The sequence below is a fragment of the Nonomuraea glycinis genome (assembly GCF_014646515.1).
GTDB classification, from domain to species: domain Bacteria; phylum Actinomycetota; class Actinomycetes; order Streptosporangiales; family Streptosporangiaceae; genus Nonomuraea; species Nonomuraea glycinis.
On sequence record NZ_BMNK01000010.1, the window covers coordinates 65,070 to 81,131 of the forward strand.

General features: G+C 73.3%; 14 protein-coding genes. 7 read left to right on the forward strand and 7 right to left on the reverse strand.

What is annotated here, in order from left to right:
* Positions 1-3: 3 nt before the first annotated feature.
* Genes IEY87_RS26575 through IEY87_RS26600 form a run of 6 tightly spaced genes read right to left on the reverse strand, consistent with a single transcriptional unit; the run spans position 4 to position 7,116 of the window.
* Positions 4-753 (reverse strand): glucose 1-dehydrogenase, encoded by a 750-nt coding sequence (locus IEY87_RS26575; protein ID WP_189141512.1) that lies wholly within the window; start codon positions 751-753, stop codon positions 4-6.
* Complete coding sequence (locus tag IEY87_RS26580) at positions 740-3,007, reverse strand: acetate--CoA ligase family protein (protein WP_189141513.1); 2,268 nt, start codon at positions 3,005-3,007, stop codon at positions 740-742. Before IEY87_RS26580 ends, IEY87_RS26575 begins: the two co-directional genes overlap by 14 nt.
* 26 nt (positions 3,008-3,033) lie before the next feature.
* On the reverse strand, positions 3,034-4,608 hold the full coding sequence (locus tag IEY87_RS26585; RefSeq protein ID WP_189141514.1) for a class I adenylate-forming enzyme family protein: 1,575 nt from the start codon (positions 4,606-4,608) through the stop codon (positions 3,034-3,036).
* A 14-nt stretch (positions 4,609-4,622) separates the two neighbouring features.
* Positions 4,623-4,946 (reverse strand): VOC family protein, encoded by a 324-nt coding sequence (locus tag IEY87_RS26590; protein ID WP_225278078.1) that lies wholly within the window; start codon positions 4,944-4,946, stop codon positions 4,623-4,625.
* A complete protein-coding gene (locus IEY87_RS26595) occupies positions 4,943-5,305 on the reverse strand; it encodes a Zn-ribbon domain-containing OB-fold protein (protein ID WP_189141515.1) in 363 nt (120 codons plus the stop codon). Before IEY87_RS26595 ends, IEY87_RS26590 begins: the two co-directional genes overlap by 4 nt.
* Positions 5,306-5,316: 11 nt before the next feature.
* The gene (locus IEY87_RS26600) at positions 5,317-7,116 is read right to left on the reverse strand and encodes a serine/threonine-protein kinase (protein ID WP_189141516.1); all 1,800 of its coding nucleotides are present in this window, start codon (positions 7,114-7,116) and stop codon (positions 5,317-5,319) included.
* A 158-nt stretch (positions 7,117-7,274) separates the two neighbouring features.
* Here IEY87_RS26600 and IEY87_RS26605 point away from each other — a divergent pair, with 158 nt between their 5' ends.
* Positions 7,275-7,880 (forward strand): cysteine hydrolase family protein, encoded by a 606-nt coding sequence (locus tag IEY87_RS26605; protein ID WP_189141517.1) that lies wholly within the window; start codon positions 7,275-7,277, stop codon positions 7,878-7,880.
* Between the two features lie 35 nt (positions 7,881-7,915).
* Positions 7,916-8,695 (forward strand): SDR family NAD(P)-dependent oxidoreductase, encoded by a 780-nt coding sequence (locus IEY87_RS26610; RefSeq protein ID WP_189141720.1) that lies wholly within the window; start codon positions 7,916-7,918, stop codon positions 8,693-8,695.
* A 66-nt stretch (positions 8,696-8,761) separates the two neighbouring features.
* Here the strand turns inward: IEY87_RS26610 and IEY87_RS26615 are convergent, their stop codons facing one another.
* Positions 8,762-9,955: a serine hydrolase domain-containing protein gene (locus IEY87_RS26615; RefSeq protein ID WP_189141518.1), complete on the reverse strand. Its 1,194-nt coding sequence runs from the start codon at positions 9,953-9,955 to the stop codon at positions 8,762-8,764.
* Positions 9,956-10,283: 328 nt separating this feature from the next.
* On the opposite strand from IEY87_RS26615, the gene IEY87_RS26620 reads away from it, so the two are divergent.
* Genes IEY87_RS26620 through IEY87_RS26640 form a run of 5 tightly spaced genes read left to right on the forward strand, consistent with a single transcriptional unit; the run spans position 10,284 to position 16,043 of the window.
* A complete protein-coding gene (locus IEY87_RS26620; RefSeq protein ID WP_372462288.1) occupies positions 10,284-11,195 on the forward strand; it encodes a cyclase family protein in 912 nt (303 codons plus the stop codon).
* A 45-nt stretch (positions 11,196-11,240) separates the two neighbouring features.
* The gene (locus IEY87_RS26625; RefSeq protein WP_225278077.1) at positions 11,241-12,185 is read left to right on the forward strand and encodes a cucumopine synthase-related protein; all 945 of its coding nucleotides are present in this window, start codon (positions 11,241-11,243) and stop codon (positions 12,183-12,185) included.
* Positions 12,182-13,258, forward strand: coding sequence for an NAD(P)/FAD-dependent oxidoreductase (locus IEY87_RS26630; protein ID WP_189141519.1), 1,077 nt, complete (start codon positions 12,182-12,184; stop codon positions 13,256-13,258). The genes IEY87_RS26625 and IEY87_RS26630 overlap by 4 nt, the downstream gene beginning before the upstream one ends.
* On the forward strand, positions 13,255-14,487 hold the full coding sequence (locus IEY87_RS26635; protein WP_189141520.1) for a cytochrome P450 family protein: 1,233 nt from the start codon (positions 13,255-13,257) through the stop codon (positions 14,485-14,487). Before IEY87_RS26630 ends, IEY87_RS26635 begins: the two co-directional genes overlap by 4 nt.
* Complete coding sequence (locus tag IEY87_RS26640; RefSeq protein WP_189141521.1) at positions 14,484-16,043, forward strand: class I adenylate-forming enzyme family protein; 1,560 nt, start codon at positions 14,484-14,486, stop codon at positions 16,041-16,043. Before IEY87_RS26635 ends, IEY87_RS26640 begins: the two co-directional genes overlap by 4 nt.
* Positions 16,044-16,062 lie beyond the last annotated feature (19 nt).

Here is a 16,062-nt window from a genome sequence, read left to right on the forward strand (position 1 = left end):
GGGTCAGTAGCCCGCGCCGGTGAGTAGTCCGCCGTCCACCGTGAACTCGCTGCCCGTGCAGTAACTCGACCGGTCCGAGGCCAGGAACGCCACTACGTGCGAGACCTCGACCGGCTTGGCGAACCGTTTGATGACCATCGACTTCACGAAGGTCTCCGCGTCCACCTCGGCCGCCAGGTCCGGGTCCAGCACCATGGGCGTGTTGATCGCCCCCGGATGCACCGAGTTGACGCGGATCTTGAACTTGGCCAGTTCCCTGGCCGCCGACTTGGTGACGCCGCGCACGCCGAACTTGGAGGCCGCGTAGGCGGACAGGCCCTCGGCGCCGATGAAGCCCTCGATGGAGGAGATGTTCACGATCGAGCCCTGGCCGGCCGCCTTCATGGGCTCGATCACCGACTTGATCCCCAGCCAGGTGCCCTTGAGGTTGACGCCGATGACCCGGTCGAAGTCCTCCAGCGACATATCGCTGATACGCCGAAATTTCAGGATCCCGGCGTTGTTGACCAGGATGTTGAGCGTGCCGTGCAGACCGACGGTCGTCGCCACCGCGTGCTCCCACTCCTGCGGGCTGGTGACGTCATGACGCACGTACGTCGCCCCGGTCTCCTGCGCCAGCGCCTTGCCCTCCTCGTCGAGCACGTCCCCGAAGACCACCCGCGCGCCCTCCCGCAGGAACAGCCGCACGTGCGCCTCGCCCATGCCGCGCGCCCCGCCGGTGACCAGCGCCACCTTCCCGTCAAGCAGTCCCACAACGCCCTCCCGCCGCCACGGCGACCGCCGCCGCCTCCATCGATCGGTACACGGGGATCCCCGCGGCCGTCATGATCGCCCCGATTTCGTCCTCGACTCCGGCAGGGGCGCACTCGCCGTTCCTGGTCACCAGCGTGATCCTGGTGGTGAGCTCGCGCTGCGCCTCGGCGAGCGCCCGCGCGTAGTCCAGCAGCGGTCCCGCCGCCGTCCCGTAGGTGAAGAAGCTCTGCACGTTCACATGTGCCACCACGTCGCGGTACGGCCGCCCGCGCACGGCGGCGCCGATCGTCTCCCGTACCAGCTCGGCCCGCCCGCGCGGTCCCACCGGGATCTCCAGCGGATTGCCCGAGGCCTGGATCCCGAGGCGCGGCAGCTCGCCGAGCACCGCGTCCGGCAGCGGGTCCAGCCGCACCCCGGCCCGCGCGAACGCGTCGGCGGCCAGCACCCCCGCCCCGCCGCTCGGCCCGATCACCAGCGTCCCGCCACGCGCCGTCCGTGTCCCGTCACCCGCGACCGTCCGTGTTCCGTCACCCGCCACCGCCCGCGAGCCGTGCGCCTGGAAGTACGCCAGGACGCCGATCAGCTCGTCCTGGCTGCTCACCAGCGCGACCCCGGCCTGCTCGGCGACCGCCTCCCAGATCCGCGACCGGCTCACCAGGCCGCCCGTGTGCGAGGCCGCGGCCCGCTGCCCCTGCTCGGTCCGGCCGCCGACCAGCAGCGCCACCGGCATCCCGGCGCCGGCGAGCGCCTCGTACAGGGCCCGGCCGTCACGGGGATCCTCCACGTACAATCCCACGGCCCGTGTCTCCCGATCCTGGGACAGCCACCGCAGCAGCTCGGCCGGGGTGACGTCGATGGCGTTCCCCACGGTCGCCACCCGGCTGAAGGCGAGCCCGCGCCGCTCCCCGACCTTGATCACCTCTCCGGCCAGCCCGCCGCTCTGCGAGATCAGCGCGACCGTCCCCGCCGTCCCCGGCCCGCCGCCGACGAACGTCTGCCGGCCGCGCGGGCAGTAGACGCCCATGCAGTTCGGCCCGAGCAGCCGCGTCCCCGCCGCCCGCGCGGCGGCGAGCAGCTCCCGCTCCAGCTCCGGCCGCCCCTCCTCGCCGAACCCGCCGCTCATCACCTGCACGTACGCCACCCCGCCGGCCTGCCGCACCACCTCGGCACACTTCTCCGCCGGTACGGCCACGAGCGCGTAGTCGACGTCGGCCTCGGTCAGCGACCGCACGGCGGGCACCCCGGCGACTTCACGCGCCCGCGGGTGCACCGCCACCAGGGGGACACCGGTCGCCTTGTAGAACTCCAGGAACATGTTGCCGAAGTTGGGCCTGGTCGTGGAGGCGCCGACCACGGCCACCGCCGCCGGCTCGAAGAGCCTCTCGAACCCGCCGTCGGCCGGAAGGCTCCGTGTCGCCTCCGAGGCCCACAGCCGGCCAGGTGAGGCATCGGTGTCCAACGGGGATGTGGGCGGGTTGGAGGACGTGCCAGGGGATGTGGGCGGGGTCGTAGGGGGTGTGGAGTTGGTGGGGTGGGCGGGGAGGTAGCGGGCGTCCACCGCTGTGGCGCCGGACGGGGTGGCGATGACCGGGTTCAGCTCGAACTCGCCGAGGTCCAGGCGCTCCCACAGCCCGCCGGGCCCGCCGACCGTCATGAGGAGCGCGACGACCGCCTCCAGATCCACCGGCGGCTCGCCCCGGTGGCCGGACAGCAGCGCCGCGCCGCGCAGGGACGCCAGCATCTGCCGCGCGTCCTTCTCCGACACCGGGCACAGCCGCAGCGCGGTGTCGCGCAGCACCTCCGCCAGCACCCCGCCCAGCCCTGCGAGCAGCACCGGACCGAACCCGGGATCGCGCACCAGCCCCACGATCAGCTCCACCCCCGCCTCCGCCTGCTCCTCCACCAGGAACCCGTCGGCGGTCAGGCCCTGCTCGTCCAGCCGCGCGGCCATCGCGGCGGCGGCCCCGGCCACCTGCTCCCGCCCGAGCCCGAGCACCACCGCGCCCGCGTCCGACTTGTGCGTCGTCAGCCCGTGCCCGAACGCCTTGAGCACCAGCGGCTCCACCAGGTCCGCCACATCCTCGAACCTGAAAGCAGCGTCGAAGTCAGCACCGGACGAGGCCCTCAGCCGGGCCCCGGTCACCACGATCCCGCGCGGCACCCGTACCCCTGCCTCCCGGAGCAGTGCCTTGACCTCGTGCTCGGCCACCGCCGCCGGGGGCACGGCGGGCAGGGGCCGCGTGAGCTCCCTCATCGAACCTCCTTAGAAGGCCGCGAACCTCAGGGCGAGCCGAGCAGGTGGCCGTACTGGTCGCGGATCTGTCGGCGGAGCAGCTTGCCGGGGCCGCCGGAGGCGTCCTCGAAGTGGGGGAGGGCGTCGGCGATCACGATGTGGTCGGGCTGCTGGTGCGGCGGGAGGGTGTCGGCCAGGGACAGGGCCACCTTGGCGGCGTCCAGGGTGTGCCCGGCGCGCGTCACGACCGCCAGCAGGATCCGCTGCTCCGCCGCCTCCTGCCCGTCGGCGTGCGCGGGCACGCCGACCGCGCCGGCCTCGGCGACGCCGTCCAGGGCGCTGACGGCGTCCTCGATCTGCGCCGGCTGCGTCCAGGCGCCGCCCTTGAGGATGGCGTCCTCGCGCCGCCCGAGCACCCGCAGCACCCCGTCCGCGGACAGGGTGCCGAGGTCGCCGCCGACGTACCAGTCGCCGCGCAGCACCTCCGCGGTCTTGTCCGGCAGTCCGTCGTAGCCGGTCATCCGGTGCGGGCCGGCGAGGTTGATCTCACCGGCCTCGCCGACGACCCGCTCGCCCGCCGGGTCCGTCACCCGGACCGCGTTGCCGGTGCGGGCCCGCCCGGACGAGCCGAGCGGGGTGGAGCCGTCGTCCACCCGCCCCATGCAGGTGTACGGGGCCTCGGTCTGGCCGTAGTAGGCGTAGACGGCCGCGTCGGGCAGGCGCCGCTTGATCCGCTCCAGCATGGTCGGCGTGAGCGGTTCGCCGCCCAGCATGATGACCCGGACGGACGACAGGTCCACGTCCTCGTGGTCGGGCGAGCCGAGCAGGGCCGCGTAGAACGAGGGGATCTGCGAGACATGCGTGACCCGTTCCCTCGGCACCACCTTGAGGAAGTTGGCCGGACCCCAATCCTGCTCCAGCACCAGCCGCAGGCCGGCGTACAGGGCGGGTCCCACGATGGCGGGGAAGCCGATGCCCCAGATGATGGCGCCGGTGCCGAACACCGACTCGGCCGAGCGCGGCACGTCCAGCCAGATCTGGGCCGTCGCCAGGCACGAGGCGTGCGTGTGGACGACCGCCTTGGGCAGGCCGGTGGTGCCCGAGGTGTAGTACAGGGCGAGCGGGTCGTCGTGGAAGCCGCCCAGGGGCGGCTGCTCCGCCGAGGCCGTCGCCGTCAGGGCGTCCAGATCGACCGTGTCCGCGTCGGTGCCGCCCACCTTGATCCAGGTGGTCACGCCCGGCAGCGACGGCCTGATCTCGGCGACCAGCCGCTCCACCGTGGCGTCGTACACGAAGGCCGTGCACCGGGAGTGCTCGACGACGGCGCGCAGCGTGTCCGCCGGCCAGTACGGGTTCATCGCCGCGGTGATCGCGCCGATCTTGGCCTGCGCCAGGTAGACCTCGGCCACCAGCAGGGTCTCGTTCAGCAGCGCCGCGACCCGCTGACCGGGGGTGATGCCCGCGGAGAGCAGCGCGTGCGCGCGCCGGTTCACGACCCGGTCGAGCTCGCCGTAGGTGAAGCTGCGCTCGCCGCAGTAGGTGAGCGCCACCTGGTCGGGCGCGCGCATCGCGCCGGCGGTCAGGATCGCGTGCCCGTAGTTGCCGTACGGTGATCGCACCATGGGGGGCCTCCAGGTCAGAGGGGCGAATAGAGCACGAAGACGTTTCCTGAGGGGTCACGCAGCACGGCGCGCGTCTCATGCGGCCCGCTCTCGGGCGCGCGCACCACCTCGCCGCCACGCGCCTCCAGCTCCTGTACGGCCAGCGGCACGTCGTCCACCTTGTACGAGGGCGCGGCCGAGGCGGTGACGTGCTCGGCGGGCCCGGCCAGCGCCACCGTCACCCCGCCCCCGTCCAGCGCGGCGAACCGGTCGCCGTCACGGAACTTCACCGGCAGCCCGTAGAACGCGATGGCCTCGTCCAGGTCGGTGACGGGGATGAGCACGTTGCCGAGCCTCACAGGGGCCTCCAGTGCGGTAGGTCGTCCACGAACGTCACCCGTACCGGCATCCCGATCCGGACCTGCTCCGGCGGGCACCCCACGACATGCCCGAAGGCACGGACCCCCTCGGGCAGGTCCACCCACGCGGGCACGTACGGCTCGCGGCCCCGGTAGGCGGGCACGAAGGAGCGGTGCACGACGGTGAACGTGTGCACCACGCCCCGGCCGGACACCGGCTCGAAGACCAGCTCGTCGCCGTCGCACCAGGGGCAGCGCGGCTCGGGCAGGTGCACCCGGCGGGCGCAGGAGGTGCAGCGCTGGACGAGCAGCTCGCCGCGCGCGCAGGCGGCCCAGTAGGCCGAGATGTCACCGCTCATCGCTAGCCAAGCTAGCGCACGCTTGGTACCTCGACAAGCTCCTCGGGGTCGGGGGAATCGTCTGGGCGGGCGGTCGCCGGGCCGAGGTTCGGGACGGGGGAAGGCGCGTAGGGGGTCTGGGTGGAGGTGGGCCGGTCGGTGGCGGTCTGGGTGGGGGTGGGCCGGTCGGTGGCGGTCGGGGTGGCGCAGGCCGGGCCGTCCAGGGTGACCTCGCTGATCTGGGGACCGTTGGCCGCCGCCGGTTCGGTCATCGCCACGATGGCCAGGTGCGCCCGCTCGCCGCACGCCACCGCGCCCAGGTCCCGCCGGACCTCGCTGGTGTAGTCGGTCCGGCCGGTGAGCGTACGGGTCTCGCTCGCCACCTCACGAGCCGGGCCGTCGCCGTCCCGCCGCATGTACGAGATGCGCAGGCGTACCTGGCCTGGGCCGTCGGCGGTGACCCGCACCGAGCCCTCGGCGCCGCTCCAGGACACGATGCCCGCTGCTCGGACGGCCGGACGCGGCGCCGCCCCGGCACTCCGCGTACCGGTCGGCGTGGCGGTGGGTGGGGTGGCGGGGGCGGTCGTCGCCGGTGGTGGGGTGGCAGGGCCCGGGGTGCGGTGGGTTCCCGTGGGATCGGGCGGCCTTGGTGAGGCGTCGGCGGGGGTGTCACGGGAGGCGTCGGGTAAGGCGTCGGCGGGGGTGCCGCGCGGGGTGTCGGGCTCGGCGTCGGCCGCCGGGTCGGGCTCGGCGTCGGTGGGCTCCATCGGGCTCGAGGTCTCCGGCGGCGGCAGCAGCACCGTCGCGGGACCCGGTGGCAGCCGGCCGCCGGACATCAGCAGCGTGGCGGCCAGCGCGGCGACCGTGGCCCACGCGACCCACAGGTACGGCGGCCAGCTCGGCACCCACCGCAGCAGGCGGGACGCCCTGAGCGCCGCCGAGCCGGACCGGGCGGCCGAGGAGTCCGGCCTGGCCAGCGGGAAGCGCAGGGCGAGCAGGGTGGCGAGCTCGGCCAGGCTCCGCCGGCCGCGCTTCTCCCAGTCGGGCCCGTACCCCGTCTCGGCGTCCCGCTCCAGCTCGGCGGCGAACTGCCGGGCCGAGGCGTACCTGGCCGCCGGATCCTTGGCCAGCCCGCGCCTGAGCAGGCCGCGCAGCGGGTCCGGGACGATCTCCAGCGGCGCCGGCTCCACCAGGTGCCTGTCCCGCAGGGCGGGCACGTCGTCCGCCTGGTAGGGCGGCCGCCCCCGGACAGCCTCGAACAGCAGGCAGGCGGCCGCGTACAGGTCGGCGGGCGGTCCGGCGGCGCCGAGCGTCCACAGCTCGGGTGACATGTACGCCGGGCTGCCCGCGGGCACGCCCGGCTCCTCCACATGCACCACGATCCCGAAGTCCGCCAGCTTGCCGGCGCCGTCCGCCTGGACGAACACGTTCTCCGGCCGGACGTCGCGGTGCGTCACGCCCCTCTCGTGGGCGGCGGCCAGGCCGTTCAGGACGGTCTTGAGCAGGGCGAGCGCCGCCTCGGGGGAGACCTGACCGTGCTCGGCCAGGAGGATGCGCAGCGACACCCCGTCGACCAGCTCCATCACCACGGCCGCCCGCGCGGACGTCTCGACGTACTCGTGCACCTTGACCAGGTCCGGCTCGTCGAGCTCGACCAGGGCGGCGGCGTCCGCGCGGTAGCGGCGCATGAACTCGGCGTCCCTGCGCAGGGTGGCGTTGAGGTACTTGACGGCCACATAGGCGCCGGTGGCCTGGTAGGTGGACAGGAACACACGGCCGGTGCGGCCCTCGCCGAGCTGGCGTACGTCGCGGTAACCAGGGACCAAGTCCAACCCCCCGTTGATGGCGCCTCTTGCATTCGACGGTCTCACCCGGGGTTCCGGTTGTCACGACTGTGGATATTTCGTACGAAGTAATCGGGATATAGCCGTACGGGATCCCCGCGCGTACGCTTTGCCAAGCAAGCGCTCGGCTAAGAGGGGGGTCTCGGATGGGGAAGACCGCCGTGCTGGTGATGGAGATGCAGAGGGGCGTCGTCGGCGATCTCACGAAATTTCCGGATCTGGTGGAGGCGTGCCGCCGCCACGACGTGATCGCCAACACCGCGGCTCTGCTCCAGGCGGCCAGGGCGGCCGGGATGCCGGTGATCCACTGCACCGCAGCCTTCCGCCCCGACCGGGCCGGCTCCCACACGGGCAACTGCCCGTTCATCGTCGCCCTGCTCAAGGATCCCGCCCACATGCTCGACGGCACCCCGCCCGTGGCCGTACTGCCGGAGCTGTGGGAGGAGGGGGATCTGGAGAGCAGGCGCCATCACGGGTTCTCCCCGTTCACCGGCACCGCGCTCGACACCACCCTGCGCTCCCTCGGCGTCTCGGCCGTGGTGGCCACGGGCGTCTCCCTCAATCTCGGCATCCCCGGCCTGGCCCTGGAGGCGGTCAACCTCGGCTACCGGGTCACCGTGGTCACCGACGCGGTCGCGGGCATCCCGGAGGACTACGCGCAGGCCGTACTGAGGCACACGATCAGCTTGCTGGCCACCCGCACCACCACCGCGCCCCTCATCGAGGAGTGGAAAGCGGGAGCCGGCCGGTGACGGTCGAAAAGGGAGGACCGGACGCGACCGACCGGATGGAGGCGGGTGTGACGGGGATGGGTGGGCTGGGGCTGGGTGGGCTGGGGCTGGGCGGGCGGGTGGCCGTGGTGACGGGGGGAGCGGGGGGCATCGGGTCGGCCATCGCCGCTGACCTGGCGTCGCTCGGAGCGCGGGTGATCGTCGCTGACGTGGACCTGACGGGCGCGGAGAAGGTGGCGGCCGGGCTCGTGAGCGAGTCGGCGCTGGCGCTGGCGCTGGACCTGGCCTCGCCGCCCTCGATCGAGGGGTTCGCCGCCGCAGCGGGGCGGGTGGACATTCTCGTGCACAACGCCGGCGTCTCCATCGTGGAGCCGTTCGTCAGCAGCGACCCGGCCGGCTGGGACCTGATGTGGCAGGTGAACCTGCGCGGGCCGATGCTGCTCACCAAGCTTCTGCTGCCCGGCATGCTGGCGGCGGGATGGGGGCGGCTGGTGTTCGTCTCCTCCGACGGCGCGAGGGCCGGCTCCGGCGGCGAGGCGGCCTACGCGGCGACCAAGTCAGGGCTGTTCGGCCTGGCCAAGACGCTCGCCCGGGAGGCCGCGCGGGCGAACGTCACCTCCAACGTGGTCTGCCCCGGCCCCACCGACACCCCCATGCTGCGCCGGGTCGGCGCCGACCGGCCGGGCCTGGTCGAGAAGATCACCCGGGGCGTCCCACTACGCCGCCTCGGCACTCCCGCCGACGTGGCCGGACTCGTCGCCTACCTGTGCACCGACCGCGCCGCCTACATCACCGGCCAGACCCTGTCGGTGAGCGGCGGCGTGACCATGCACTGACCACAGGCGTCGACCACGAGCGTCGACCACAGGCGCTGCCCCCGGCGCTGACCCCGCAGGCGCCTACTACAGCGACTCGTAGACGGCCTGGATCAGGTGGTAGGCGCGCATGCTGCCGGACAGGGCGTCGGCCATCTGGTTCATGACGTAGCCGGCGGCCAGGCCGTGCTCGGCGTCGCCCAGGCCGAGGAACCCGCCCGCGCCGCTGTGGCCGAACGCGCTCGGGGACGGCGCCAGGAACGTCATCGCCGGGCGCATGTAACCCAGCCCGAACGAGCTGTCCACGCTCAGGATCCTGTCGGGGCCGGTCACCCGCGGGCGGATGGCGTCGCTCAGCGTCTCCGGGCGCAGGAGCTCGCCGGCGATCAGCGCGCGGTAGAAGCCCGCGAGTCCGGCGGCGCTGGTGACCACGCCTGCGGCCGGCCAGCCCGCCCGCAGGATGACCGGGTTGTTGGCGCCGCCGTCGAGCAAACGCATGTCGGGATTGCCGAGAGCCCGGTTCATCAGGCTCTGCGGGTCGCGGGCGGCAGCAGCCATCCGAGTGAACACAGTGCCCCCAGCGGCGCCCCCAGCGGCGTCCCCCGCAGCGTCCCTGGCGGCCTGTTCCGGTACGGCGGTGACCGGGTCGGAGCGGCGGCCGGGGCCCTTGATGCGGGCGGCGCGTTCGATCACGTCGTCCGGCGCCCCCACCCACAGATCCAGCCCCAGCGGACCGGCGATCTCCGCGGCCACCAGGTCGCCCACCGACTTACCGGTCACCCGCCGCACCACCTCACCCACGAGGAACCCGTACGTCAGCGCGTGATACCCGTGCGCGGACCCCGGCTCCCAGATCGGCGCCTGGCCCGCGAGCCTGGCCGCGATGGCCGGCTGGTCCTCGAACAACGCCACCGGCACCGGCTCCTCGAGCAGCGGCAGCCCGGCCTGGTGGGTGAGCAGGTGCTCCACGGTGATCGACGCCTTGCCCTCGGCGGCGAACTCCGGCCAGAGGTCCGCCACCGGCGCCGAGACGTCCACCAGCCCCCGCTCGGCGAGCTGCAGCAGGACGGTCGCGGTGACCGCCTTCGTGCACGAGTACGCGAACACCGGCGTGTCGTGCTCCCAGCGGCGCCCGGTGCGCCCGTCGGCGACCCCGTCCCACAGGTCCACGACGAGCTCCCCGTTCTGGTAGACCGCGAACGCGGCCCCCAGCTCCAGCCCTTCGGCGAACTGCCGGGCGAAGACCTCGCGCACGCGGGAGAAACGGGGATCGCAGTGCATGGAACCTCCGAGAGCTCATCGGCTGCCGAGCCTAACAATCACCGTCATATCAGCACAGGTTCTGGACTGTGAAGTGTGGCCCTTCAGGGTGTGATATGCGGCTTACGCTGGGTGTGGGCCTCGCTCGGGAGGGAGGTGTGATGACTCCAGGCTGCGGCAACTGCGACTGCGATGACGTGCTGTTCACCGCCAAACCACCGCGGATCGGAACGGTTCAGGTGCAGGACTAGGCGGCAACGCGCTCCTGATCGCCGCGACCGGCGATCAGGGGCCTTTGTCATGTTCGGGGCTGGTCGCCGGGCCCATCAGCTGCGAGAGTCGGATGATGATCAGCGGCGAGCCGAACAACTGGGGCCGGTTCGGCCCGGAGGACCAGCGCGGGACGCTGAACCTGCTCACCCCGCCGGTGGTGCTGGCGGCGCTGGCGAGCGCGACCGAGGGGCGGGTGCTCAGCCTCGCCATGCCGATCAGGGGCTCGACCTCGTCACCGGCCCCCACGACCGTGCCGCACCTGCGCGGCCGCCCGCTGCCGCAGCACTTCATGTCCGTGGACGGTGGCGACTACGCGGCCGGGACCAAGCCGGTGGGCGCCGGCCTGCGGGTGGCCGACGACGCGCTGATCGTCACCCACCACGGCACGACCACGCACATGGACGCGCTGTGCCACATGTGGTCGGGCGACGAGCTCTACAACGCCCATCCGGCCGCCCGCGTGCGCTCCTACGGCGCGGGCCGGTGCGGCATCGAGCGGGTGGGCGGCGTGGTGGCCCGGGGCGTGCTCTTCGACGTGCCCCGCCACCTGGGGCTGGAGCACCTGCCGGCCGACTTCCGCATTCCGGCGGAACTGCTGCGGGAGATGGGCCCCGAGCCGCAGCCGGGAGACGTGGCGATCGTCCGCACCGGATGGCCGAGCGTCTGGCGGCGTTCGCCGGAGGAATACTGGTCCGGCCAGCCGGGGCTGTCGCCGGAGGCGGGCCGCTGGCTGGCCACGCGCGACGTGGCCGTGGTGGCCTCCGACAACGCCGCGATCGGCGGCCTCGACGAGCGTCAGCTCGCCACCGAGGCGCTGGAGGACGACCTGCACCTCATCCTGCTGCACCGGCACGGCATCCACCTGATCGAGATGCTCTGGCTGGACGAGCTGAGCGCCTCGGGCCGCACCGACTTCGTGTTCATGGTCGCGCCGCTCGCAATCGAAGGCGGCACAGGCAGTCCGGTGAATCCGCTGGTCATCCTGTGACCCCCCTGCCGATTGTCACTATTTGCGTTGATAGCATCACATGCTGTGACTACTTCGAGACGCGTAGAAATCGGCTGGCCCGGCCTGGGCATGGCCGTCACCGCTGAGCTGGACGAGCGCAATGCCGCTCTCGCGCAGAGCCTGTGGGACGCACTGCCGTACCGCAGCCTGCAGGGCCACGCCCTCGTGGCGGGCCACCACCTCTACCACGTCGCTCCGATCCACGACCTCCTGCACGTGCCGGCCACCTACGCGGTGGACCGCCGCACGGTGCCCGACGGCACGATCTTCGCCTCGCGCCTGCAACACCTCGGCATCAAGTACGGCGAGCTGACCGAGCCCATGCCCGCCACCCCGATCGGCCAGATCGTCGAGGCGGACCTCGACGTGCTGGGCGAGGTCGGCCGCGCGGTCTGGGAGGCCGTCTACCGGACCAAGAAGCCCGTCATCGCCGAGGTCAGGCGCGCGGGCGAGGACGCCGGCCACCGTCTGCCCCGGCTCACGGTGGCCGACCCGGAGGTCGACGCCCTGATCGCCGACGTGCACGCCGAGACGGAGCGGATCTGGCTGGCGCCGCCCGAGGAGCTGGTCGACCTGCACGAAGGCCGCATCCCGTCCTGCGCGGGCAGCTACGAGACCGTCCTCACGACCCTGCTCTTCGTCAACGGCGAGACCCGTCCGCTCGGCTACGCCTGCTACGGCGGCCTGGTCAGAGCGGCCTACGAGGGCATGCCGATGGAGTCCCTGCGGCAGATGGCCCGCATCCTGGCCAAGACGCCGGCCGAGTTCCTCGGCTACTGCGGCCTGCAGACCCTGTGGGCCTTCACCGGCAGGCTGTTCGACTGCCTCGACCGGATCGACGACCGGGACGACTTCGTCGCGGTCATGGCGCACATGGGCCTCTACGTCAACTGCCTCGGCGGCTGGAACCTGCACCTGTTCCCGTGGCAGGTGGGTGACCACCTGCGGCGCGTCGGAGCGTTCGCGTGAACGGTCAGGGGCGGGCCGTGGTCGTCGGTGGCGGGGTGATCGGCCTGTCGATCGCCTTCCACCTGGCCGCGGCCGGCGTCGACACCGTCCTGCTCGAACGCGGCACGCTCGGTTCCGGAGCGTCGCGGGCCACGGCCGACGTGGTGCGCGCCTACTTCGCGGGCAACCCGGTGAGCTCGGCGCTGGCCGTCCGCAGCCTGCGGGCCTACCACGACTTCCCCGGGCTGCCGCTGCGCCAGGTCGGCTACCTCGTGCTGTTCACCGAGCAGGAGCAGGTGACGGCGTTCGAGGCCGACCTGCCCGCGCAGCGCGCCGCCGGGGTGGAGGTCGAGCTCATCGACGCGGCGGAGGCCAGGCGGCTCAACCCGCTCATCGGCGGCGACCTGCCGCTGCTGGCCGCCGCCTGGTCGGCCCAGGCGTACGTCTCCGACACCGCCGCGATCGTCAACGGCTACGCGGAGGCGGCCAGGCGGGCCGGGGCGAAGCTGCGCACCGGCTGCCCGGTCACCGCCATCGACGCCGACCGGGGCCGGGTGGAGACCGCCTCCGGCGCGATCACGGCCGACGCCGTAGTCTGCGCCGCCGGTGCCTGGTCGGCGCCCCTGGCCCGCTCGGCCGGCGTGGAGCTGCCGCTCCCCGAGCCGATCATCCAGGAGCTGCTGCTCACCGACCCGTTGCCGCCCATGCCCGACATCCCGGTCACCCTGCATGCCGCCAGCGGCCTGCTGACGCGGCTGCGCGGTGACCGGATGCTGATCGGCATGGGCTATCCGGGGCCCGACCGGGACGCCTGGCGTGCCGGGGTGGCCATGCAGTTCGCGGCCACGTACCCGAGTCTGGCGGGGGCGGGGCTGCACACGGCGTTCACCGGGGCGCGCGACGCCAGCCCCGATCGCACCGCCTTCATCGGCCACCGGCCGGGGCCGCCCGCGTTCCTGTACGCGGCCGGCTTCTCCGGGCACGGCCTGTGCAACGCGCCCGCGGCCGGCGAGCTGGTCCGCGACCTCTATCTGGGCCAGGACCCGTGGCTCGACATCGCCACGCTGGCCGCGACGCCGGAAAGGGTGGGATGACCATGGACTGCCGGCACGCCGAATTCACCCTCGACCCCGCCACTCCCGACGTGCACGCCGACAACGAACGGCTGCGCGAGCTCGGGCCGCTGGTCCCGGTGGAGATCGACGGGGTGCGCGCGTGGGCCGCCACCCGCCACGCCACACTGGCGGCGGTGCTCGCCCATCCGGACCTGTCGAGGGACGTACGCCACTGGGCCCCGGAAGGACGGGCCGCCGTCTCCATGGCCACCGCCGTCGGCAAGATCACCTCGGACACGTCCATGCTGAACTCCGAAGGCGAGGCGCACCGGCGGCTGCGTACCCCGCTGATCAGGGCGTTCACCGCGCGCCGGGTGCAGGAGCTGCGCCCGCGCGTCGCCGAGATGGCCGCCGACGTGGTCGACGCGCTCGCGAAGCTGCCGTCGGGGCCGGTCGACCTGCGGCAGCACTTCGCCTACCCGCTGCCGCGCGACGTCATCTCCGAGCTCATGGGCATCCCGGAGGGCATGCGGGAGCAGCTGCACGAGCTCACCGACGTGGCCGCCCGCGTCGGCGACGGCCCCGACGACGTGAGCGGCCACCGGGCCGCCCTGTACGAGCTGCTCGACGAGGTCATCGAGGTGCGCCGCGGCACGCCCGGTGAGGACCTGATCACCGACCTGATCGAGGTCCGCGAACAGGACGGCGAGCGGCTCAGCAGATCCGAGCTGCTCGACACGATCGAGCTGCTGTTCATCGCCGGACACGTGACCACCGTCAACCTGCTCACCAACGCCGCCCGCGCCATGCTGACGCGGCCCGACCAGCTCGCCCTCGTCCTGAGCGGCGAGCGGCCGTGGAGCGCGGTGGTCGAGGAGACGCTCCGCTGGGACTCGCCCGTCGCGCACTTCCCGATGCGCTACGCGGTGCGGGACCTGGAGATCGACGGGATCCGGCTGCGCAAGGGCGAGGCGGTCGTGGCCTGCTTCGCCTCGGCCGGCCGCGACCCGGACCGGTACGGCGAGCGGGCCGGCCGCTTCGACGTGGCCGCCCCGCAGCCGGGGCACCTGTCGTTCGGGCACGGCACCCACTTCTGCCTGGGCGCGCCACTGGCCAGGCTGGAAGGCGAGGTGGCACTGGCCGCGCTGTTCGAGGCCTATCCCCGGATGGTGCTCGCCGGGCCGGACAGCGGCACCCGCCCGCTCGGCACGGTGCTGGGCAACAGCACCAGAAGCCTGCCCGTACTGCTCGGTGAGAGGTCGGTATGAGCTTCGGCCAGGCGATCATCGACGGTCTGCGCGCCGCGGGCCCGCGCGAGGTGCTCGTGCGCGGCTCGCGGCGGCTGACCGGGCAGGACGTCCTGGCGATGGTGTCGGGAGCCGCACGCTCGCTGGAAGCCGGCGGCGTGCGGCCCGGCGACGCCATCGCCTTCCTGAACGGCAGAGGCCCCGAGTCGGTCATCGGCCGGCTCGTGGCCTTCGCCCTCGACTGCCCCGCCATCCAGGTGCTGCCCGGACTTCCCGTGGAGGTCGCGGCCGAGACCATGCGGGCGCTGCGCGCCACGGCGGTGCTGTACGAGCCCGACCGCAAGGAGGAGGCCGACCGGCTGCTCGCCGCCTGTCCGGTGCCCGTCCACCGCTCGTTCGACGACCTGCTCGACCACCCGGGCAGCCGGCCGGTGACCCTGCCGGCGACCCGGCCGGAGGACCTGTCGTCGGTGACCTTCACCAACGGCACCACCGGCGACCGCAAGGCCGTCGCCTACAGCCACCGCGCCGAGGTGGCCCACCTCGACGCGGCCCGCGCCTTGTTCGGCGCCTGGCCGTGGCGGCTGCTGGTGTGGCCCGGCCACCACCTGCCCGGCCTGATGGCCCAGTGGACGCTCGCCGCCGCCGGCACCGCGCTGCTGGTGGACGAAGGGGAGATCGGCCGTGAGTGGGAGGTGATCGCCCGCGAGCGGGCGACGCACGTGCTCGCCGGCCCGCCGTTCCCCTTCTACACCTTCACCCGCCGCATCCCGGACGAGCCGGGCAGCGTGCCGCTCCTGCTGTACGGCGGCGCGGCGGCGGTCCCGGCGCGCACCTGGGAGGCGGCCCGGCGGCTCGGTCCCGCGCTCATGCAGACGTACGGGCTGAGCGAGGCCGGCTTCGTCACCGCGCTGCCACCCGCCGACCACGCGAACCCCGGCCTGCTCACCTCCGTCGGCCGCGCCGTACCCGGTGTGGAGCTCCAGGTGCGCGACTCGGCCTCCGTGCCCGTCTCCGTCCCGGCCGGCGAGGTCGGCGAGGTGTGGGTCCGCTCGCCGCAGGTCATGACCGGGTACGTGAACGACCCACGGCGCACCGCGGAGACCCTGCGGGGCGGCTGGGTCCGTACCGGAGACCTGGGGCGTCTCGACGGCGGCTACCTGTTCCTCGTCGACCGGGTGGAGAGCGGGTTGCCGCCCGGCGTGCACGCCTACCCGATCGAACACGCCCTGACCGGCCACCCGTCCGTCACGGACGCGGCCGTCATCGCCCTGCGCGGCCCGGACGGCCGAGCGGTCACCGCCGCGGTCGTCCAGGTGAACGGCCCGGACACCAGCGACCCTGGCGCGTCCGGCCCGGACACGCCATCTCCGCGCGTAGGCGCCGTGGACGCGCGGGAGCTGTGCGACCTGGTCCGCAGCTCGCTCGGCCCGGCCAGTGAACCCGGACACCTGTGGGTGGTCGACGACCTTCCGCGCACGTCCGCCGGCAAACCGGACAAGGCAGCGCTGCTCGCCCGGTTCCAGCCTCTCGTGGACCAGCATGCGAAGGGCGCCGCCACCGTCGGTCCCGCCTGATCCTCGGTCCCGCCTGATC